Here is an 18,342-nt window from a genome sequence, read left to right as displayed (position 1 = left end):
CAAAAAACCAACCATCTATATCATTCTACACAATACAACTTGCACATACAGCTCCACAACGTACATAAGGTAAAGACGCAATATCTTGCGTGTCAAACACAGTAACAACCACAACAAACATCTACCACCAATGTTGCACAATAAAACTTACACATACAACTCCACAACATACATAAAGTAGAGACGCATATCTTGCGTGTCAAACACAGTATCTACAATAAACATCTACCACCAATGCTACACAATAAAGCTTACGCATAAAGCTCCACAACATACATAAAGTAGAGACGCATATCTTGCGTGTCAAACACAGTAACCACAATAAAACTTACACATAAAGCTCCACAACGTACATAAAGTAGAGACGCAATATCTTGCGTGTCAAACACAGTAACCACAACAAACATCTACCATCAATGCTACACAATAAAAATTACACATACAGATCCACAACGTACATAAAGTAGAGACGCATATCTTGCGTGTCAAACACAGTAACCACAATAAAAATTACGCATACAACTCCACAACGTACATAAAGTAGAGACACATATCTTGCGTGTCAAACACAGTAACCACAACAAACATCTACCACCAATGTTGCACAATAAAACTTACACATACAACTCCACAACGTACATAAAGTAGAGACGCATATCTTGAGTGTCAAACACAGTATCTACAATATACTGAACCGTAAACAATATTTCAAAGAACATCCTCTAAGTGAACTTAAAAGGTAACTGATACACTATCAATCACCCTCCAAAAGTACTTCTCCTATCAAATGTTCTTTTTAATAATGACTATTCTGACTATGAATGACATCATTTAGTCAATTTTAGTAGCAGAAAGTGGGACACTGTAGTTAATAGGTCAATATAAAACATTCCTAATTGTCCATTCCTAATTAAACTCCTCCCTATAATCAGTGATTTAAAACAATATTTTCAACTTCTAATAGGTTATATATTAAACCATCTATTACATTTGTTAATGTAAAAAAATAACTATGAAAAAGACACTCAAACTATTAACCCTAATGTTATTCATAACATTAGCCTCTTGCTCTAAATCAACAGAATACGGAGAAACCTCTGCTGTTGCTTTAGAAGATATCAGCACAACAGATGCTGCTGCAGAAACCACTACTGAAGCACCACAATCCACAGATTCTACTCAAGATATCACTGTACCTGAGCGTATGATAGTCAAAGAAGGGAATATACGTTTTGAAACTTCTAATGCACAAGAAACTAGAGCTAATATCGTAGCAAGTAGCAAAAAACTCAACGGATATCTATCACAAGACACATCGAACGTCTATGGCAATCGCACTGAACATACCATTGTGATTCGCGTACCAGCAAAGAACTTCGAAACCTTGTTAGAAGGAGTTACCCAGACTGCCACTAAAGTAGATAGCAAAAATATCAATGCCCTAGATGTAACCGAAGAGTTCATCGATATAGAAGCGAGAATCAAGACGAAAAAAGAAATAGAAGAACGCTATAAAGAACTACTTAAACGCGCCAATACAATAGATGATATTCTAAGAATAGAAAGAGAACTAGGGACTCTACGTGCAGATATTGAGTCATTCGAAGGACGACTAAAGTATCTAAAGAGTAGAATATCACTAAGTACCCTTACGGTAACTTTCTATGAAAAAGGAGAATCAACAACAGGCTTTGGATATGAAGTATCATCTGCCTTTGGTTCTGGATGGAGTAATCTTTTATCATTTGTGATAGGGCTATTCTATATCTGGCCATTTATCTTAATCTCAATTGGATTAATCTTGATCATCAGACGTATCAGAAAACGCAGAAAACAGAATAAAATAAACTAACATAAAGCAAAAGTCCTACTGTGACAGTAGGGCTTTTTATATTTCTTTAATTGTATAACTACCTGCTTTATGTGACACGCAAAATCTTGCGTCTCTACAGCAACACCCTACCTATACCTAATGCCACAGGCAAAAACCGTAAACTGTGAACCATTAACCGTAAACCAAACATTCCTAATTCTAAATTCCTAATTCCTCATTAGAAATCTCTTCCTTCATCTCTAACAGATTCAAATCTCCATCGTATAGAGCATGGAATACAAAAGGCTTACTCTCTAAGATATACTTATAAATAAACCAATCTGTCTTCGGAGTAGGTACATTTAGCAAGTCCTCATACGCTATCCACTCTAAAGTTCCCTCGTTACACTCAGAAGGAGTGACAGCATCGATATCTGCTACATACACATAGCTTAGCCAATTATACTTCACAGGAGAAGTCTCTGTCAGTATACCGCAGAACTTCACCTTATCTACTCTTATCCCTGTCTCTTCAAATGTCTCACGGATCACCCCCTCTTCAGGAGTTTCGAAAGGTTCTATCTTACCTCCCACAGGAGTATACGTATCTTTATTGGGTTCTTTTAAACGCTTTAGAAGCATAAAGTTATTCCCATTTCTCAACACACACAGTGTTGCTATTCTTTTTATTCCTAACGGAACAGCAGTTGTACTCATCCTATTGTTCGTTTAATAATTCTTGAAAACGTTCTACGAATTGACTTACGTGATATCCATCCATCAGTGCATGATGTCCATGTATAGATACTGCCATACGCTTACGACCATTCTCCTCCATTACTTTCCCAAAAGAAATCTTAGGACAACTATCTGGGAAGTCAAAGTTACGTGCATGACTCATACTCGTAAAGTCTAGCCATGGCAAGGCAGAGATATGTAGTACATTCTCACTATTCGACGCAGGTAATAATGAAGTCGACTGCTGTACACTCTCTATTTTTTTTTTCGCCTCTGCGAAGAAAGTCTGCTTATCAGCGTAATAATTCATATACGTAAACCCAAAAGTCCCATTAGGTCTATTGATGGTAGGTGATGCGTGTACCTCATCATACAGATATACCTCGTTATCCACTATTCTATATCTAAACACCTCTACCTCATTCGCTGCTCTAAGTGCATCGTGTAGATAAGTAAGGAAGAAAGAATCCTCATTCGCTTTAGCTCTATTATACACCGTAGTACAATCTACTTGCACTGTAATACCAAAGAAAGGTTCTGTAAACTGTTTAAAAAAAGCATACTGCTCCCCTCTCTCCCATTTAGTGGTATCAATCTTAGTTCTCATTTTGTTGTGTTGTTTTATTCACAGCGAAAATATATGTAATCTTCTTGATGGTAAAAGACTTTTGTCCTGTTGATATTTAATAGATAATCATTCCTTAGATACGTCTATCTTAAAACTTCAAATAAAGACGCATTATAAAACAAAAAGCACGGGTATATTCCGTGCTTAGTATACTTAAATTACTCTATCTCTTCTAATATAATCGACTTAAGGTCTGCCTTAGATCCATTAACTTCTTTTATAAGCTTCCCATCAGGGCTAAATAATAAATAAGATGGAGTGCTCATATTTCGGTACATAGCCATCATAGGGTGAAGGTCTCCTTCCTTATTCCAAATTATGTTTCCTTTCTTTCCTTTTAGCTCATAATACTCTTCAGCTTCTTTCAGATTATCACCTGTGTGATAAGTGACATACATTACTTTATCCTTTAGCTCTTCAGCTATCAAAGCAGTCTTAGGAGCCGCCATATAACAATAGCCACAGTTAACATTAGAGAAATCTAATAGAACATACTTACCATTATAATAGTCACTGAACCTAACTTCCTTATTTTTCAAATCTAATGCGGTAAAGTCATAATATATATCTCCTACTTCTAACTGTTTAGAATCACATAAAGCCTTTAAAAACTTAATCTCACTTCTATCCATATTTATAGGATCCACTAAGCTATACAAAGTCTTAAACTGTTCTAGTGTAAATTGATCTACATAAAACCTAATTAAATGTCTACCATAATCAGTATTAATATGTTTCTTAAGAAACTCATACTGACGCCCAGCATTTTCTTTTCTAATAGCATCTAATTCATCTTTGTACTTAGCGTATACAACTTCAGGTTTAGACCCCTCTCCGATTTCCTTTTCTATAATCTCGTCAATATCATTGCGCTTCTTATCAAGATCTTTACTTAATGAATAGTTCTCATATCTCAATCCATCATACTTCGAATTTTTAGCAACTACCTCATTAGGAAAATCATCAATAGAAGCATCGATAGTCACAGATTCGTTACCTAAGAAAAAAGAAGTGTACTTAATATCTTTGTCATAATACACTATTATAAATACAGATGCAGGTGCTTCTTTTAGATCAACCTCTACATCTATCACACCATCCTTTAGATAGAACTCCTTTTCTTTCTCTCCTCCTGAGATACTAAGTTTAGTCTTATTATCTATCCCCGTAATCTTACCTGTTACGTGTAGTTTATCTTGAGCCATTATTCCTATAGAGAAGAATAATGCGATTAATATCATTACTTTATTCATCATAGCTTACTATTTAATCTCTACAAGATAGGTAATTCAACTTATACAGAACAATATTATTCAAAGAATAAACTTCTCCCTCTTTATGATTTCAAATATCCCCCGCCCTCTTATGGAGATAATGACCTCATTAGCTCTTTTTGCACAGATATGCACTTTCTTATTACACATAGACATCTATGATTCAAAACTTTAAGCTTATTCCATTTATTTTTATTCGGAAGCTATTCGGTAATACCCAGTATTTACTTGGGATAAGAGGTAGTTTACCGAACTGTATTCAGGTTGTACCCGAACCTTCTACTATAGATTAAGATAGAAATAAAGCATTATTTGTATAAAAATGACACTTATTTGAATTTTTATATTCTCTTTTAGAGGTAAAAATTGGTCAATTCGAAATAATGTCTATTTTTGTTATACAACCACAAAAAACGATATTGATATATGAGACCAGATTTATTTCAGGCACCTGATTATTACTTATTAGATGACTTGTTAAGTGATGAACACAAATTAATTAGAGATACAGCGAGAGCATGGGTGAAGAAAGAAGTTTCTCCTATTATAGAGGACTTCGCTCAACGTGCAGAATTTCCAAAACAATTAATACCAGGGTTAGCCGAGATAGGTGGATTCGGTCCTTATATCCCTACAGAATACGGAGGAGCAGGATTAGACCAAATTTCGTATGGACTAATCATGCAGGAGATCGAGAGAGGAGATTCTGGTATTCGTTCTACCTCATCAGTACAGTCTTCACTCGTGATGTACCCTATCTGGAAGTACGGTAATGAGGAGCAACGCATGAAGTACCTACCTAAGCTAGCGACGGGAGAGTATATCGGATGCTTCGGATTGACAGAACCAGATCACGGTTCTAACCCAGGTGGGATGCTGACTAATTTTAAAGATATGGGAGACCACTACCTACTAAATGGGGCTAAAATGTGGATCTCTAATGCTCCATTCGCAGACATAGCTGTAGTATGGGCTAAGAATGAAGAAGGGCGTATACACGGGCTGATCGTAGAGCGTGGTATGGAAGGCTTCACTACTCCAGAGACACATAATAAGTGGTCACTGAGAGCTTCGGCTACAGGGGAGTTAATATTCGATAATGTCAAAGTACCTAAAGCTAACTTATTGCCAAACAAATCAGGATTAGGAGCGCCTCTAGGCTGTCTAGATTCTGCTAGATATGGTATCGCATGGGGAGCTATCGGAGCTGCTATGGACTGCTATGACACAGCACTTCGCTACTCGAAAGAGCGCATACAGTTCGACAAACCTATCGGTGCGACTCAGTTACAACAAAAGAAATTAGCAGAGATGATCACAGAGATCACTAAAGCACAGTTGTTAACTTGGAGATTAGGCGTACTGAGAGACGAAGGAAGAGCTACTTCTGCACAGATCTCTATGGCTAAACGAAACAATGTGGCTATGGCATTAGACATCGCACGTGATGCGCGTCAGATGTTGGGAGGTATGGGTATCACAGGAGAATACTCTATCATGCGCCACATGATGAACTTAGAATCTGTAGTGACCTATGAAGGGACACATGATATCCACTTGTTAATAACAGGTATGGATGTGACAGGATTCCCTGCATTTAAGTAATAAATATCTTTATAGATAAACTTTATACAAAGAGCTTCGCCTTTCGGTGAAGCTTTTTTACTTTTGTACTAAATTTTAGAAGATATGACTATTCAAGAAATCAATGCACAGATAGCTGAAGAAAGAAATGCGTTACTTCAACACCCTCTTTATCATAAAATAAAGACTATCCCTCACTTATGTACGTTTATGGAAGGGCATGTATATGCGGTATGGGATTTTATGTCATTGCTTAAAGCGTTACAACAACAATTGACTTGTACTACGACTCCTTGGTTTGCCTCAGAGTTTCCGCAGACACGCTATTTGATCAATGAGATTGTACTAGCAGAAGAGTCAGACTTAGCCTATGATGGACAGCGTCTGAGCCACTTCGAGATGTACTTAGATGCGATGATAACGGCTAAAGCAGATACTACTGCTATCGAAGCACTTATCCGCACTCTTAAGTCTGGTACACCTATCTTCGAAGCGATAGCACAGACAGACTTAGATGAAGGGGTAAAAGAGTTTTTAAACTTCACATTCAAGACTATCGAAGGAGGTAAAGCACATGAGATCGCAGCAGCCTTCACATTTGGTCGCGAAGATTTGATACCTGATATGTTTACCGAAATCTTAAAAGGTTTTCAACAAAACTTCCCTGAAACAGACTTGACAAAACTAGTGTATTACTTCGAACGTCATATCGAACTAGATGGAGATGAGCATGGTCCGATGGCGATGAAGATGATCTCTGAGCTATGTGGAGATGACCAACAAAAGTGGCAAGATGTCATCGCAATCTCTAAACAAGCACTTATAAAACGTTATAACTTGTGGAATTCTATCGAAAAATTTATAAAAATCAAGTAAGTTTAACGTTTACAAAACACTAATTTCTCATTAATTTACATATATTTACACAAAAGCATTAAAAACATGAAATTGAAAGGTAAAAACGCAATTATCACCGGAGGTGGAAGAGGATTAGGTAAAGCTACTGCTATTGCTTTCGCTCAAGAAGGGATAAACGTTGCTATTACTGGTAGAAACGAGAAAACATTACAAGCAACTGTTACAGAGTTAGAAGCATTAGGAGTGAAAGCTACTTATGCCGTATTCGATGTGACTGATAAAGCAAAAGTAAAAGCTGAAATAGCTAAATTAATAGAAACATTAGGAGGAGTAGATATATTAGTGAACAATGCTGGTATATCAGAATTCGGAAAATTCACAGATATGTCTGCTGAGCGTTGGGAAGAGATCTTACTTACTAACGTGATGGGAGTGTATAATGTGACTAGAGAAGTACTACCTCACTTAATAGATCAGAATGAAGGAGATATCTTTAACGTAGCTTCTACAGCTGGTCTTAACGGAAATGCAACTACGTCTGCATACTCTGCGTCTAAATTTGCAGTGATCGGGATGTCTGAATCACTAATGAAGGAAGTACGCAAAAACAATATTAGAGTATGTACGCTAACGCCAAGTACTATCGCATCAGATATGTCTATAGAATTAGGGCTTACAGATGGTAACCCTGATCATATCTTACAGCCAGAGGACTTCGCAGAGCTTATCGTAGCTACATTGAGATTACCAAGAAGAGCAATGGTTAAAACAGCATCGCTGTGGACAACTAATCCTCAATAAAATAGAAGGAGAGGTTTGACTCCTATTCTTTCTTATTACTTATTATGATTACAACCTAAACTCGCTATTTTGGCGAGTTTTTTATTGTAGTATTTTTTTATTTAGCAACCGTTTTTTTATTTACTTTTGCGCCGATTTATATTCATTCTTTCGTCATGATACGAAAAATAACACGCTTCTTTTTAAAGCTAGCACTTCTCTTTTTTGGACTGAGTATTTTCTCAGTACTAGTCTTTCGTTTTGTCCCTGTACCTTATACCCCACTGATGTTTATCAGACTGTATGAACAGGTCAAAGACGGCAAACCAATGACACTACAACATAAATGGGTACCTCTAGACGACATCAATGTCAATCTACAGAAGGCAGTGATCGCTAGTGAGGATGGACACTTCTTGACGCATAATGGTTTTGATTTTAAAGCCATAGAGAAAGCAATGAAGAACAATGAAAAAGGCAAAAAGATCAAAGGCGGTAGCACCATCTCACAACAGACTGCTAAGAATGTGTTCTTATGGCCAGGGCGTAGTTATATCCGCAAAGGCTTTGAAGCGTACTTCACTGTACTGATAGAGTTCTTATGGCCTAAGGAGAGAATCCTAGAAGTCTATCTAAATAGTATAGAGATGGGTGATGGTGTCTATGGAGCACAGGCTGCGGCAAAGCATTGGTATAATAAAGATGCAAAGAGCTTAACTGCTAATCAAGCAGCAGGTATTGCGGTCATCCTACCGAGTCCGAGACGATATAAAGCCAATAACTCTGGACCATATATCGCGAAAAGAAAGAATACAATCACACGTTATGTGAACAACTTCGGTCCTCTCGATTTTAATAAGAAAGGAGCTAATAAAACAGAGAATAAAAAGAAGTAATCCTATTTTAACTATTTAAATTACAGTATTAACATAGTTTTTTTATAACTTTGTTAGGAACTAAAATAAATTCCTATGAAAAAAGTATTGTTATCATTCGCAGTAGTTGGATTATTATTCGCTACTTCATGTAAAGACACAAAAGCTGAAGAAACAACTCCAGCTGTAGAAAACACAGAAGCTACAACAGAAGAATCAGCTGCTGTATCAGAATTTGAAAAAGCTAAAACTGAAGCTGAAACAAAATTAGCTGATGCTAAGAAAGCAGTAGAAGAAGCTGTTAAAAAAGGAGACAAAAAAGCTCAAGAAGAAGCTAACAAAGCTTTAGAAGCTGCACAAAAAACTTGGGATGATGCTAAAGCTAAATTCGAAGAAGTAAGCAAAAAAGCTGGTGATGCAGTAGAAAACGCTAAAGATGCTACTGAAGAAAAAGTAGAAGAAGTAAAAGACGCTACTGAGAAAAAAGTAGAAGAAGTGAAAGAAGCTACTGAAAAGAAAGCTGATGAAGTAAAAGGTGCGATGAAAGACGCAGCTGACAAACTAAAAAAATAGTATTTATAGAATACGGAAAGGAGCTCATGACGAGCTCCTTTTTTTGTTTACTCTTATAAGGATACTATAAATTTTATAGATATTTTTAATATCTTCATAAATATAAACAATTACGTATCAATGACATTGCCTAATATATTTCGTACATTTACATAGTAATAAAAAATCAAAACACTATGAAAACAAATATCGGTCTTACAGACAACGCACGTCAATTCAATGCAGAAGTACTATCTAAATTATTAGCAGATGAGTTTATCCTTTACACTAAAGCGAGAAATGCTCATTATAACGTAACGGGGGTAGACTTCCATTCTAAACACGTATACTTCGAAGAACTATATACAGAACTAGCAGTGAATGTAGATGCTGTAGCAGAACGTATTAAAACTCTAGGACACTATGCTCCTTCTTCTTTAAAAGATTACTTAAAACTAACTCACTTAACAGAAGAGAGAAAAACTACAGATACAGATAGTAAGTCTTGGATAGCTGAGTTATTAATAGACTATGAGGTAATCGTATCATTCATCAGACAGAATATAGATGCTATCGAAGAGTCTAATGATAAGAGTACTGCTGACTTCTTAATCGGCTTAATGGAAGCGCATGAGAAAACAGCTTGGATGCTACGTTCTCACTTAGGATAATCAGTGAAACAACATTATATCAAGGTTTGCCTTTTTTGGGCAAACCTTTTTTGTTACTTTTACCTCAAACAACAATAACCAATATGAAAAAGCTATTTATGTTGGGAGCAGTATTATCCCTACTAGTATCGTGTTCTCAACCTAAAACAGATATAGAAAGAGCAGAGGTATTCCAAAAAGAACTCAACAAAGAGTTTAGCGACTCTAAAACATCTCCATTACCTAAGGATGCCCTAAAGAAGTTTAAAGGACTTGATTTCTTCCCTATAACAGAAGATTATGTTGTAGAAGCTAAACTAGTTCGCACACCAGACGAAAAGCCTTTTACGATGCCTACAACGACTTCGAATAAGCTGAATTATGTCAAATACGGAGAACTACACTTTACATTAGATAAAAAAGAACATAAAGTAGATGTCTTTCAGGATCTAGATATCCTAAAGAAAGAAGACTATGCTAATCATCTATTCTTACCCTTTACAGATCTTACTTCTGGGGTGACTACTTATGGTGGAGGTAGATATATAGATTTAGAGATACCAGAAGGAGACCTTATCACTCTAAACTTTAATCAGGCTTATAATCCATTCTGTGTGTATAACCCTAAGTACTCATGCCCTATACCACCTGAACAAAACTTCATAGAAGTAGAAATAAATGCTGGTGTAAAAAATTATAAATACGAATAAGCAGAGTAGCAAGAAACGGATTGTGAGTGAGTAAGAGTCAATATACTTTTGGGTTTCTAAATACAGTAAAATGAAACTAAAAGGTAAAATAGCGCTTATCACTGGTGGAACTAGTGGTATCGGTAAAGCAACGGCACTCCTATTTATCCAACACGGTGCACAGGTCATCATCACAGGTAGAAATAAACATACTATCGACAGTACAGTAGCAGAACTAGGTCATCAGGCTATAGGTATCGTCTCTGACGCAGGTAATATGGTAGACCTTATGCGTCTAGGTGAAGAGTTACGACACTATACTACTCGTTTAGACATTGTGTTTGTCAATGCTGGTTTTGGCAAATATGCTCCACTAGAACTAATAGACGAGACGCACTATGAAGAGATGTTCAATACTATCGTTAAGGGGACTCTATTCACTGTACAGCAGGTCTTACCTCTTATGTCTAGTGATAGCGCTATTGTGCTAAACACTTCTATTGTCACAGAAGTAGGGATGCAAAACTCTAGTGTCTATTCTGCTGCTAAGGCAGCTGTACAATCGTTCACTAAGACCTTTGCCTCTGAATTAATCAGTAGAGGAATACGCGTTAATGCTATATCTCCTGGTCCTATCCAAACGAATTACTTCGACCGATCAAACTTATCCAAAGAACAGGTCGAATCTTTCACGACTTCCTTTGCACCACAGGTGCCTATACAGCGCTTCGGTCAAGCGTCTGAAGTAGCAGAAGCAGTCATGTTCTTAGCTTCTGATGCCGCTTCATACATAGTAGGTACAGAGCTAAGTGTAGATGGAGGCTTTCCAAAGATAAAAACATCATAAAGAAAAAGGCGATAAATTAAAAAGGCGAGTCAAAATATTGACTCGCCTCTATTTTATTTAAAAACTGTTGTTTCCTATTTCTGTTTCTTGATACCCATATTGTATAATGTAAATGCTTGTAAGTCTCATTCACTTGTATTGAAAAAGTTGCATCAATTTGTCCAACTTTTTAAAGTCAGTCCAAAGACTTTTTTGCACTTTTATTTCTTTAAAGTGAAAGTACTTATATAGACTTTGTAAAAAACAAGAAAAAAATTAATGAGATAATTGAACAAAATAAGAACCTTCTTTCGAAGCTATTAATTTCTTTCCTTTAAATAACTCTAATTTTATATATGGTGATTTAACTTTGTTATCAGGATTATTGGAAACTAAAACCTTTATTTGTGTAGAGTGGTGTTTTCTTTGTTTAATTTCTATTTCACTATTACCTTCTATTTCATATCTATTATTACCTCCCACACCTTCATAAGTTAATATTAAATATGTCTCTTTAGGATTTGTTGTTACTTTTAATCTGTAAGTACTAATAGGGTTCAACTCTTCGTCTTTTGAACAAGAATTAAAACTCATAACACACATTAATACTATAAATATAGCTAATAATTTTTTCATGTTTTTGTTTATAATTTCCACAAACATACATTTTAAAAGTCTAAAATATATGTCAAGATATGTCTTGTTTGTTACAAATTGAGAATTTCTATTTCACTTTTAATCTTAAGAAAGCAAAATTGGTAAAGTGAGAGCAATATAAATTATAGGTATGCATCTGATATTGTGATACTAGTGACATCTATATTTTCTAGAATCATTATTAATCTAATAGAGAAACTGAATCAATAACATACTGGACTGAACTATAACTAAACGAATAAAAATAGGTCTCTTAAAAAAACAAAAGGCGAGTCAAAATATTGACTCGCCTTTATTGGATTTAAAAACTGTTGTTTCCTATTTCAGTTTCTTGATACCCATATTGTATAATGTAAATGCTTGTAAGTCTACGTGCTCTTGTATTTGTTGAGCAATAGATTTACCAGCACCATGTCCTGCATTCGTTTCAATACGAATTAACATAGGGTTATTACCTGTATTTTTAGCTTGTAACTCAGCTGCAAACTTAAAGCTGTGCGCTGGTACTACTCTATCATCATGGTCTCCAGTAGTTACCATTGTAGCAGGGTATGCTACAGCTTTCACATTGTGTAGAGGAGAATATCCTTTTAAGTACTCGAACATCTCTTTGCTATCTTCTGAAGTACCATAGTCATACGCCCATCCTGCACCTGCTGTGAATGTGTGGTAACGCAACATATCTAATACTCCTACTGCTGGTAAAGCTACTTTCATAAGATCAGGACGTTGAGTCATAGTAGCTCCTACTAATAACCCTCCATTAGATCCACCTTTAATAGCTAAGAAATCAGATGAAGTATATTTATTGTCAATTAAGTACTGACCTGCAGCGATAAAGTCATCAAATACATTTTGTTTTTGTAATTGAGTACCTGCTACGTGCCACTCTTTACCATACTCTCCACCACCTCTAAGGTTTGGTACAGCATATACACCACCATTCTCTAACCAAATAGCATTAGCAATGCTAAATGAAGGAGTCAAGCTAATATTAAACCCTCCGTAAGCATATAGCATAGTAGGATTCTTACCATCTAACTTAAGACCTTTTTTATGTGTAATGATCATCGGTACTTTAGTTCCGTCTTTAGAAGTATAGAATACTTGTTTAGACTCATATTGAGAAGAGTCAAACTTCACTTTAGGTTGCTCATATACTTTAGACGTACCATCTACTGGATTGAAAGCATAGATACTTCCTGCAGTGATATAGTTCGTGAAAGAATAGTACAATGTAGTGTCTGATTTTTTACCACCAAAACCACCAACAGTTCCAACTCCTGGTAATTCTACTACTCTCACTTTTTTACCTGTATAGTCATACTGCTCTACATACGCTACAGCATCTTTTAGGTAGTTAGCGAAGATATATCCAGCTCCTGTTGAAGGTGTCAATACATTCTTCGTTTCTGCGATAAAGTCAACCCAATTCGCTTGTCCTGGGTTCTTAGCATCTACAGTTACTACTCTTGTGTTAGGTGCTTTATAATCTGTTACGATATATAATTTACCATCTTTACTATCTAATACTCCATTACTGCTATCGAAGTTATTTACTACAGTAACAATAGGACTATTCGCTACAGTTAGATCTTTCACATAAAGCTCGTTTCCATAAGTAGAATTAGCAGCTGTAATAATTAAATATTTATTATCACTAGTCACTCCTCCACCTACGTAACGTCTCTTCTGATCTTTTCCGAAGATTAGAGCATCCTCTTTCTGAGCTGTACCTAATTTGTGGTAATATAATTTATGTTGATCTGTCTTCGCAGATAATTCACTACCTGTTGGTTTATCATAACTAGAGTAATAGAACCCTTCATTACCAAACCAAGAAACACCACTAAACTTCACATCTACTAATGTATCACCTATCACTTGTTTTGTTTCTGCATCTAGAACGATAATCTTTCTCCAGTCACTTCCACCTTCAGAGATAGCGTAAGCTACTTTAGAACCATCCTCAGAGAAATCAATACTTCCTAATGATGTAGTACCATCTTTAGAGAATGTGTTAGGATCTAAGAATACTTCTTCTTTACCAGCTTCATCTTTGCGGTATAAAATAGACTGATTCTGTAACCCGTCATTTTTAAAGAAATAAGTGTATTTACCTTCTTTAAATGGAGCACCGATCTTCTCGTAGTTCCATGCCTCTTCCATTTGTTTCTTTAGGTCATCTCTAAAAGGAATCTGAGCTAAATAATCAAAAGTAACTTGGTTCTCTGCTTTTACCCAAGCAGCAGTTTCTTCTGATCTATCATCTTCTAACCATCTATATGGGTCAGCTACTTCTACACCGAAGTAAGTATCTACTACCTCACCTTTTTTCGTGTCTGGGTACTTTAGTTCTACATTTGCTTCTTCCGTAGCTCCTTGCTTACAAGAAACTATGATTGTAGCAACTAGTAAAGTCATAAGTGTTTTTCTCATAAATGTTTAAGTTAGTTATTGTTTTCTTAAATAATAAGTTAGTAAATATATCCATAAATATATAAAGAGCAAGGAGGAATCCTCCTTACTCTCTATATATTAACATTATTTCCTATTATTAATGCTTGTGTTCATGGTCGGGATCATGATCTCCCTCTCCTGGGTTTACAATATTCACAGTTCTAAATTCCATAGCTTGGTTACCTGCCTTATCTAATACTTTTACTACAAAGTGGTATTCACCTCTCTTTGCCTCTTTGTCTATTAAGATTTCGTGGTGATGTATATGTGCATTTCGCTGTCCATAGATATCATCCCAGCTATTTTTATATTTAAACGATTTGCGGTGTGCGTTCTCTTCATCATCGTGATCATGGTCATGATCGTGGTCAGCATGTCGTACAGATACACTGTGTGTATGCGTATGCCCCTCAGCTGAGTGAATGTCAATATCATAAGACCCTAAGGCGATATTATCTGATACATCCATATCAAAGTGGATAGTCTCTCCTGCTTCTAATTTAGCTCCTTCTTCTGGTGCGTTTAACACGATCACAGGTTTTTGAGTATCTACATCTGAATCACTCTTCAGACATGATGTAAATAATATACTACTTAATAAAGTTACGCTTGCTATATATTTTAATTGTTTCATTTTTTTAATGTTTAAAAATCCAGATTGTGACTTTATACTTAGCCTAGCACAATCTGGAGAATGAGTTAAATGTCTTTGTTCTTACCTAGTGCAAAATGAGTTAACTCTTCTGCAGGTGGTCCTCTTAACCAATAAAAAGGAAACAGACACTCTTTATAGCTGACTACTACCTCGATTACTAATTCATCGTGTACTCTCTCGACCCATAACACTAGTGTGGAGACTATGTGTTCTATAGCAGGTGAGAGCTTACATATATACTGCTCACAGTAGTGAATCGTATTACTATCTACATATTCTAATTTAGCTGACTTCTGCCCAAAGTGATGATCAATGATGACATAGTGAAGAGTATTGTTCAGTATAGGTACTAAGAATAAAGTACACCATAGCGAACATACTATAGCACGTATGTTCTTATCTGTCATATCAGAATGGTACTTGTATCATCAATTGTATTGAACGTCCTAACTCAGGTATACCTAATGGTCTGTAGAAGCTCGTATGATTTAATATCTTCGTATCGAACATATTTGAGATAGACAGTGTAGTACGCGCCTTAAACTTACCAAACTGTACTGTAGAAGACACTCCAGCACCGAAGCTCTGACTACTAGGTGTCACTTCTTCTCCCTGTGCAATACGTTCTTGCTCAGCATACCACTTCCCGTTAAAGTACACTTCTGACTCTTTAAACAGATCCGTATCTCTAAAGCTATATCTAACCTCTCCGAATACATTCATCGGAGGAGTGAATGGCAATGGATAAGCTCCGTTCTGCCCATTAGACACTTGCTGATTATAGATATACTCAAGTACTGCTGATATATTTAGACGATCAAAAAAACGTTTCTCTACTTTCCATTCAAAACCGCTAATGATAGCTTCTGACTGGGTATATTCATAAATCTGCCCACTATCTGGTAGTATAGAGAACTTACCTGATGGCTTTAGGTAGATATAATTAGAAAAATAATATAAATAAGGGCTAAACGTCGTATTAAACGTAGGAGTCTTAAACTCTGCTCTAAAGTCTAATGCAATCCCCTTCTCTGGATTAAGATCAGGATTCCCTTTCTCATGTCTAAAAGCTCCGTGGTGAACACCATTAGATGCTAACTCAATAGCAGTGGGGAATCTAAAGTTAGTACCCACGGTAGCTCCAAAATTAAAGTTGTCGTTTAGCGTATACTTTGCACCTACCATTCCATTCACACTATTGAAGTCTCTATCTGTAGTCGTACTTCTCTGTGCATATTTATTAGCTAGCTGATCTGCATAGCCCTGTTCTTTTAAATAGTCAAATAAGAATTGATCATAAAACGGCTTAACATGTACACTTGCATAGTCAAAGCGTGCTCCTCCTTCTAAAGTCAATTTATCATTCACGAAATACTCATACATCCCGAATACACCTGTACTCTGTCTATTAAACTTGGGTAATAAGAATCCGTATCCGTCAATGGTATTGTTCTGAAAATTCTGTTGTACTCCTAATGTCAACTTATGGTTGTTATTAAATAGATGTTCATACTTCACAGAAGCATCTACTGTATTTAATACAAACTGTAACTCTAGATTAGGGTTAGAACTTGGTGGTGTTTGATCATCAAAGTGAGAGTGAAACAAGCTGTGCTCTTGTCTTCTATTATTTTGATAAGCGACCATAAAAGTCCACTTATCTTGTAATGAACTATCCCATGTAGTTGTATTCACTACCTTAAAGTGATTGACGTTCTGACGTGGGTATTCTATATTGCGGTGATTCCCGTCATCTGCTACAGATGCCACATTAGGCAATCCGTGAGATCCTGGAAAGAATCCACTCTTGTCATAAACATTACTAATGCTCAGGATATTTTTAAAGTTATTATCCACATATCCTATTTGTCCATATAGTGCAAAGTTCTTAGAAGCAGTATTCTTCATTCTATTGCCATAGATAGGAATCACAGTGTTTAAATAGTTTATCTCAGACACAGGTACACGATAGTCACCAGCATCTTGACCTGTTGCTTTAAACTTATAGAAGAACTTCTCATCTCTTCCCTTTACCTGTACAGAAGCACCATACGAATCGTTAACTGTCTTGCCAAACATAGTAGCACTGCCACTAAATGAGTGTACCTCTGGTACCTTCTCATTATTAATCTTGATCACACCTCCGATTGCATCACTCCCATACTCAATAGTACCTACACCCTTTATCACTTCTACTTCTTCAGTACTGAAGGCATCTATCTCTAATCCATGGTCTGCTCCCCACTGTTGACCTTCTTGTTTGGCCCCATTCTCAGCGACAGCTACACGGTTAAATCCAAGTCCTCGAATAATAGGTTTAGAAGCTCCTGCCCCTATCTCCATAGCATTAACCCCTGGTACTGATGTCAAGGTTTTAGCAAATGAGCCTGAAAAACTCTCTACTAGTTGCTTATTACTAACTACCTCAGTATTCGCAATCGTCTTTAGCCCATGTGTCGATACAACTACTTGGTCTAGCAGTGTATTGTCCTCCTTAAGGTGCAAATCTAAATACATATCAGACTTCACTGTAAGCAAGGTATCAACAGTCTTATAACCAAGATATTCAACTAATAAACGGTGTTGACCTGCAGATACAGGTGTAGATATAAATTGTCCCTTCAGGTCAGTTCCAGACTGTAATCCCGAAAAAGTTATATTACTCCCTACTAATGCTTCTCCATATATGTCTGATACCTTACCCTTTACAACATATTGTTGTGCGTAAGTACCAATAGAAGCCACTAGTGAAAGCATAAGAATAGATATTCTCATTTAATCGCTAATAATTTAATTGTACATAAATAATCTATCCCTTTGCAAAGATTGCAAAAGACTTAAACAATAATTTATGCTGATACAGGGGGTGCCCTAAGGGAAAAGAATACCTGTGAAAGAGGTATAATAGATAGTGATACAATATCCTGAACTGATCTGGCTACATCATAAGTAATGAACTCTACAGACAATACATCTGAAGTGATAGCAGGGTTAAGTATAGTATCACAGACAAAACACTTGTCTAGCTGACTATGTGCTTCCTTAAAAGTAAGTTGATCCGATAGATCTCCTCTACTTTCATTAAAATGAGCATGTGTACTGTGTTCTTTTTCGTACTCTACTGAAGAAACAATATGTTCAAAACTATGCATAAACTGAAAAACGATGGTAAACATAATGGCTACCACCAACAATATTCTTGATATGTTTTTCTTTGCTTGCATACTGCAAATATAGACAAGAATGCTAGAAATAGACAATATGAATGATAATATTTAATAATTAGTTCATATTGAGAGTCAA

General features: G+C 36.1%; 18 protein-coding genes. 9 read left to right on the top strand and 9 right to left on the bottom strand.

The genetic code is table 11. The annotated features are described in order from the left end of the window. The first annotated feature begins 1,012 nt into the window (after positions 1–1,012). Complete coding sequence (locus AABL87_RS03425; RefSeq protein ID WP_341276941.1) at positions 1,013–1,852, top strand: DUF4349 domain-containing protein; 840 nt, start codon at positions 1,013–1,015, stop codon at positions 1,850–1,852. Between the two features lie 180 nt (positions 1,853–2,032). On the opposite strand, the gene AABL87_RS03420 is transcribed toward AABL87_RS03425, so the two are convergent. From AABL87_RS03420 to AABL87_RS03410, 3 genes are all read right to left on the bottom strand, one after another. After that, entirely contained in the window at positions 2,033–2,530 is a 498-nt protein-coding gene (locus tag AABL87_RS03420) for an NUDIX hydrolase (protein WP_341276940.1), read from the bottom strand. A gap of 1 nt (position 2,531) precedes the next feature. Next, positions 2,532–3,158, bottom strand: coding sequence for a chloramphenicol acetyltransferase (locus AABL87_RS03415; RefSeq protein ID WP_341276939.1), 627 nt, complete (start codon positions 3,156–3,158; stop codon positions 2,532–2,534). A gap of 179 nt (positions 3,159–3,337) precedes the next feature. Then, entirely contained in the window at positions 3,338–4,432 is a 1,095-nt protein-coding gene (locus AABL87_RS03410) for a TlpA family protein disulfide reductase (protein WP_341276947.1), read from the bottom strand. Positions 4,433–4,879: 447 nt separating this feature from the next. Between AABL87_RS03410 and AABL87_RS03405 the strand changes: the two genes are divergently transcribed. From AABL87_RS03405 to AABL87_RS03370, 8 genes are all read left to right on the top strand, one after another. Next, positions 4,880–6,058: an acyl-CoA dehydrogenase family protein gene (locus AABL87_RS03405; protein ID WP_006262638.1), complete on the top strand. Its 1,179-nt coding sequence runs from the start codon at positions 4,880–4,882 to the stop codon at positions 6,056–6,058. 84 nt (positions 6,059–6,142) lie between these two features. Then, a complete protein-coding gene (locus tag AABL87_RS03400; RefSeq protein ID WP_253112343.1) occupies positions 6,143–6,913 on the top strand; it encodes a DUF3050 domain-containing protein in 771 nt (256 codons plus the stop codon). A 66-nt stretch (positions 6,914–6,979) separates the two neighbouring features. Continuing rightward, the gene (locus tag AABL87_RS03395; RefSeq protein WP_006257619.1) at positions 6,980–7,696 is read left to right on the top strand and encodes a 3-ketoacyl-ACP reductase; all 717 of its coding nucleotides are present in this window, start codon (positions 6,980–6,982) and stop codon (positions 7,694–7,696) included. A 155-nt stretch (positions 7,697–7,851) separates the two neighbouring features. Continuing rightward, positions 7,852–8,571 (top strand): monofunctional biosynthetic peptidoglycan transglycosylase, encoded by a 720-nt coding sequence (gene mtgA, locus AABL87_RS03390; protein ID WP_006262636.1) that lies wholly within the window; start codon positions 7,852–7,854, stop codon positions 8,569–8,571. Between the two features lie 75 nt (positions 8,572–8,646). After that, positions 8,647–9,123 carry a hypothetical protein gene (locus AABL87_RS03385; RefSeq protein WP_006257621.1) on the top strand — a complete coding sequence of 159 codons (477 nt, stop codon included), beginning with the start codon at positions 8,647–8,649 and terminating at the stop codon, positions 9,121–9,123. A gap of 176 nt (positions 9,124–9,299) precedes the next feature. After that, positions 9,300–9,773: a Dps family protein gene (locus AABL87_RS03380; protein WP_006257622.1), complete on the top strand. Its 474-nt coding sequence runs from the start codon at positions 9,300–9,302 to the stop codon at positions 9,771–9,773. Positions 9,774–9,871: 98 nt separating this feature from the next. Then, positions 9,872–10,462 (top strand): DUF1684 domain-containing protein, encoded by a 591-nt coding sequence (locus AABL87_RS03375; protein WP_006257623.1) that lies wholly within the window; start codon positions 9,872–9,874, stop codon positions 10,460–10,462. 70 nt (positions 10,463–10,532) lie between these two features. Beyond that, a complete protein-coding gene (locus AABL87_RS03370; RefSeq protein ID WP_259638063.1) occupies positions 10,533–11,288 on the top strand; it encodes an SDR family oxidoreductase in 756 nt (251 codons plus the stop codon). A gap of 255 nt (positions 11,289–11,543) precedes the next feature. On the opposite strand, the gene AABL87_RS03365 is transcribed toward AABL87_RS03370, so the two are convergent. The 6 genes from AABL87_RS03365 to AABL87_RS03340 form a co-directional block, all read right to left on the bottom strand. Beyond that, the gene (locus AABL87_RS03365) at positions 11,544–11,903 is read right to left on the bottom strand and encodes a hypothetical protein (protein WP_225581463.1); all 360 of its coding nucleotides are present in this window, start codon (positions 11,901–11,903) and stop codon (positions 11,544–11,546) included. Between the two features lie 339 nt (positions 11,904–12,242). Continuing rightward, complete coding sequence (locus AABL87_RS03360; protein ID WP_006257626.1) at positions 12,243–14,348, bottom strand: prolyl oligopeptidase family serine peptidase; 2,106 nt, start codon at positions 14,346–14,348, stop codon at positions 12,243–12,245. A gap of 133 nt (positions 14,349–14,481) precedes the next feature. Next, positions 14,482–15,018, bottom strand: a complete 537-nt coding sequence (locus tag AABL87_RS03355; RefSeq protein WP_341276938.1) for a DUF4625 domain-containing protein — start codon at positions 15,016–15,018, stop codon at positions 14,482–14,484. Between the two features lie 65 nt (positions 15,019–15,083). Further along, entirely contained in the window at positions 15,084–15,446 is a 363-nt protein-coding gene (locus tag AABL87_RS03350; protein WP_006257628.1) for a hypothetical protein, read from the bottom strand. A 1-nt stretch (position 15,447) separates the two neighbouring features. Then, positions 15,448–17,814 carry a TonB-dependent receptor gene (locus AABL87_RS03345; RefSeq protein WP_006257629.1) on the bottom strand — a complete coding sequence of 789 codons (2,367 nt, stop codon included), beginning with the start codon at positions 17,812–17,814 and terminating at the stop codon, positions 15,448–15,450. A gap of 74 nt (positions 17,815–17,888) precedes the next feature. After that, positions 17,889–18,263 (bottom strand): hypothetical protein, encoded by a 375-nt coding sequence (locus AABL87_RS03340; RefSeq protein WP_071307130.1) that lies wholly within the window; start codon positions 18,261–18,263, stop codon positions 17,889–17,891. Between the last annotated feature and the right edge of the window lie 79 nt (positions 18,264–18,342).

This window comes from Myroides sp. C4067 (assembly GCF_038039665.1).
GTDB classification, from domain to species: Bacteria; Bacteroidota; Bacteroidia; order Flavobacteriales; family Flavobacteriaceae; genus Flavobacterium; species Flavobacterium odoratimimum.
Note: the sequence above shows the minus strand (reverse complement) of the source record. Positions and strands in the feature narration are given on the sequence as shown.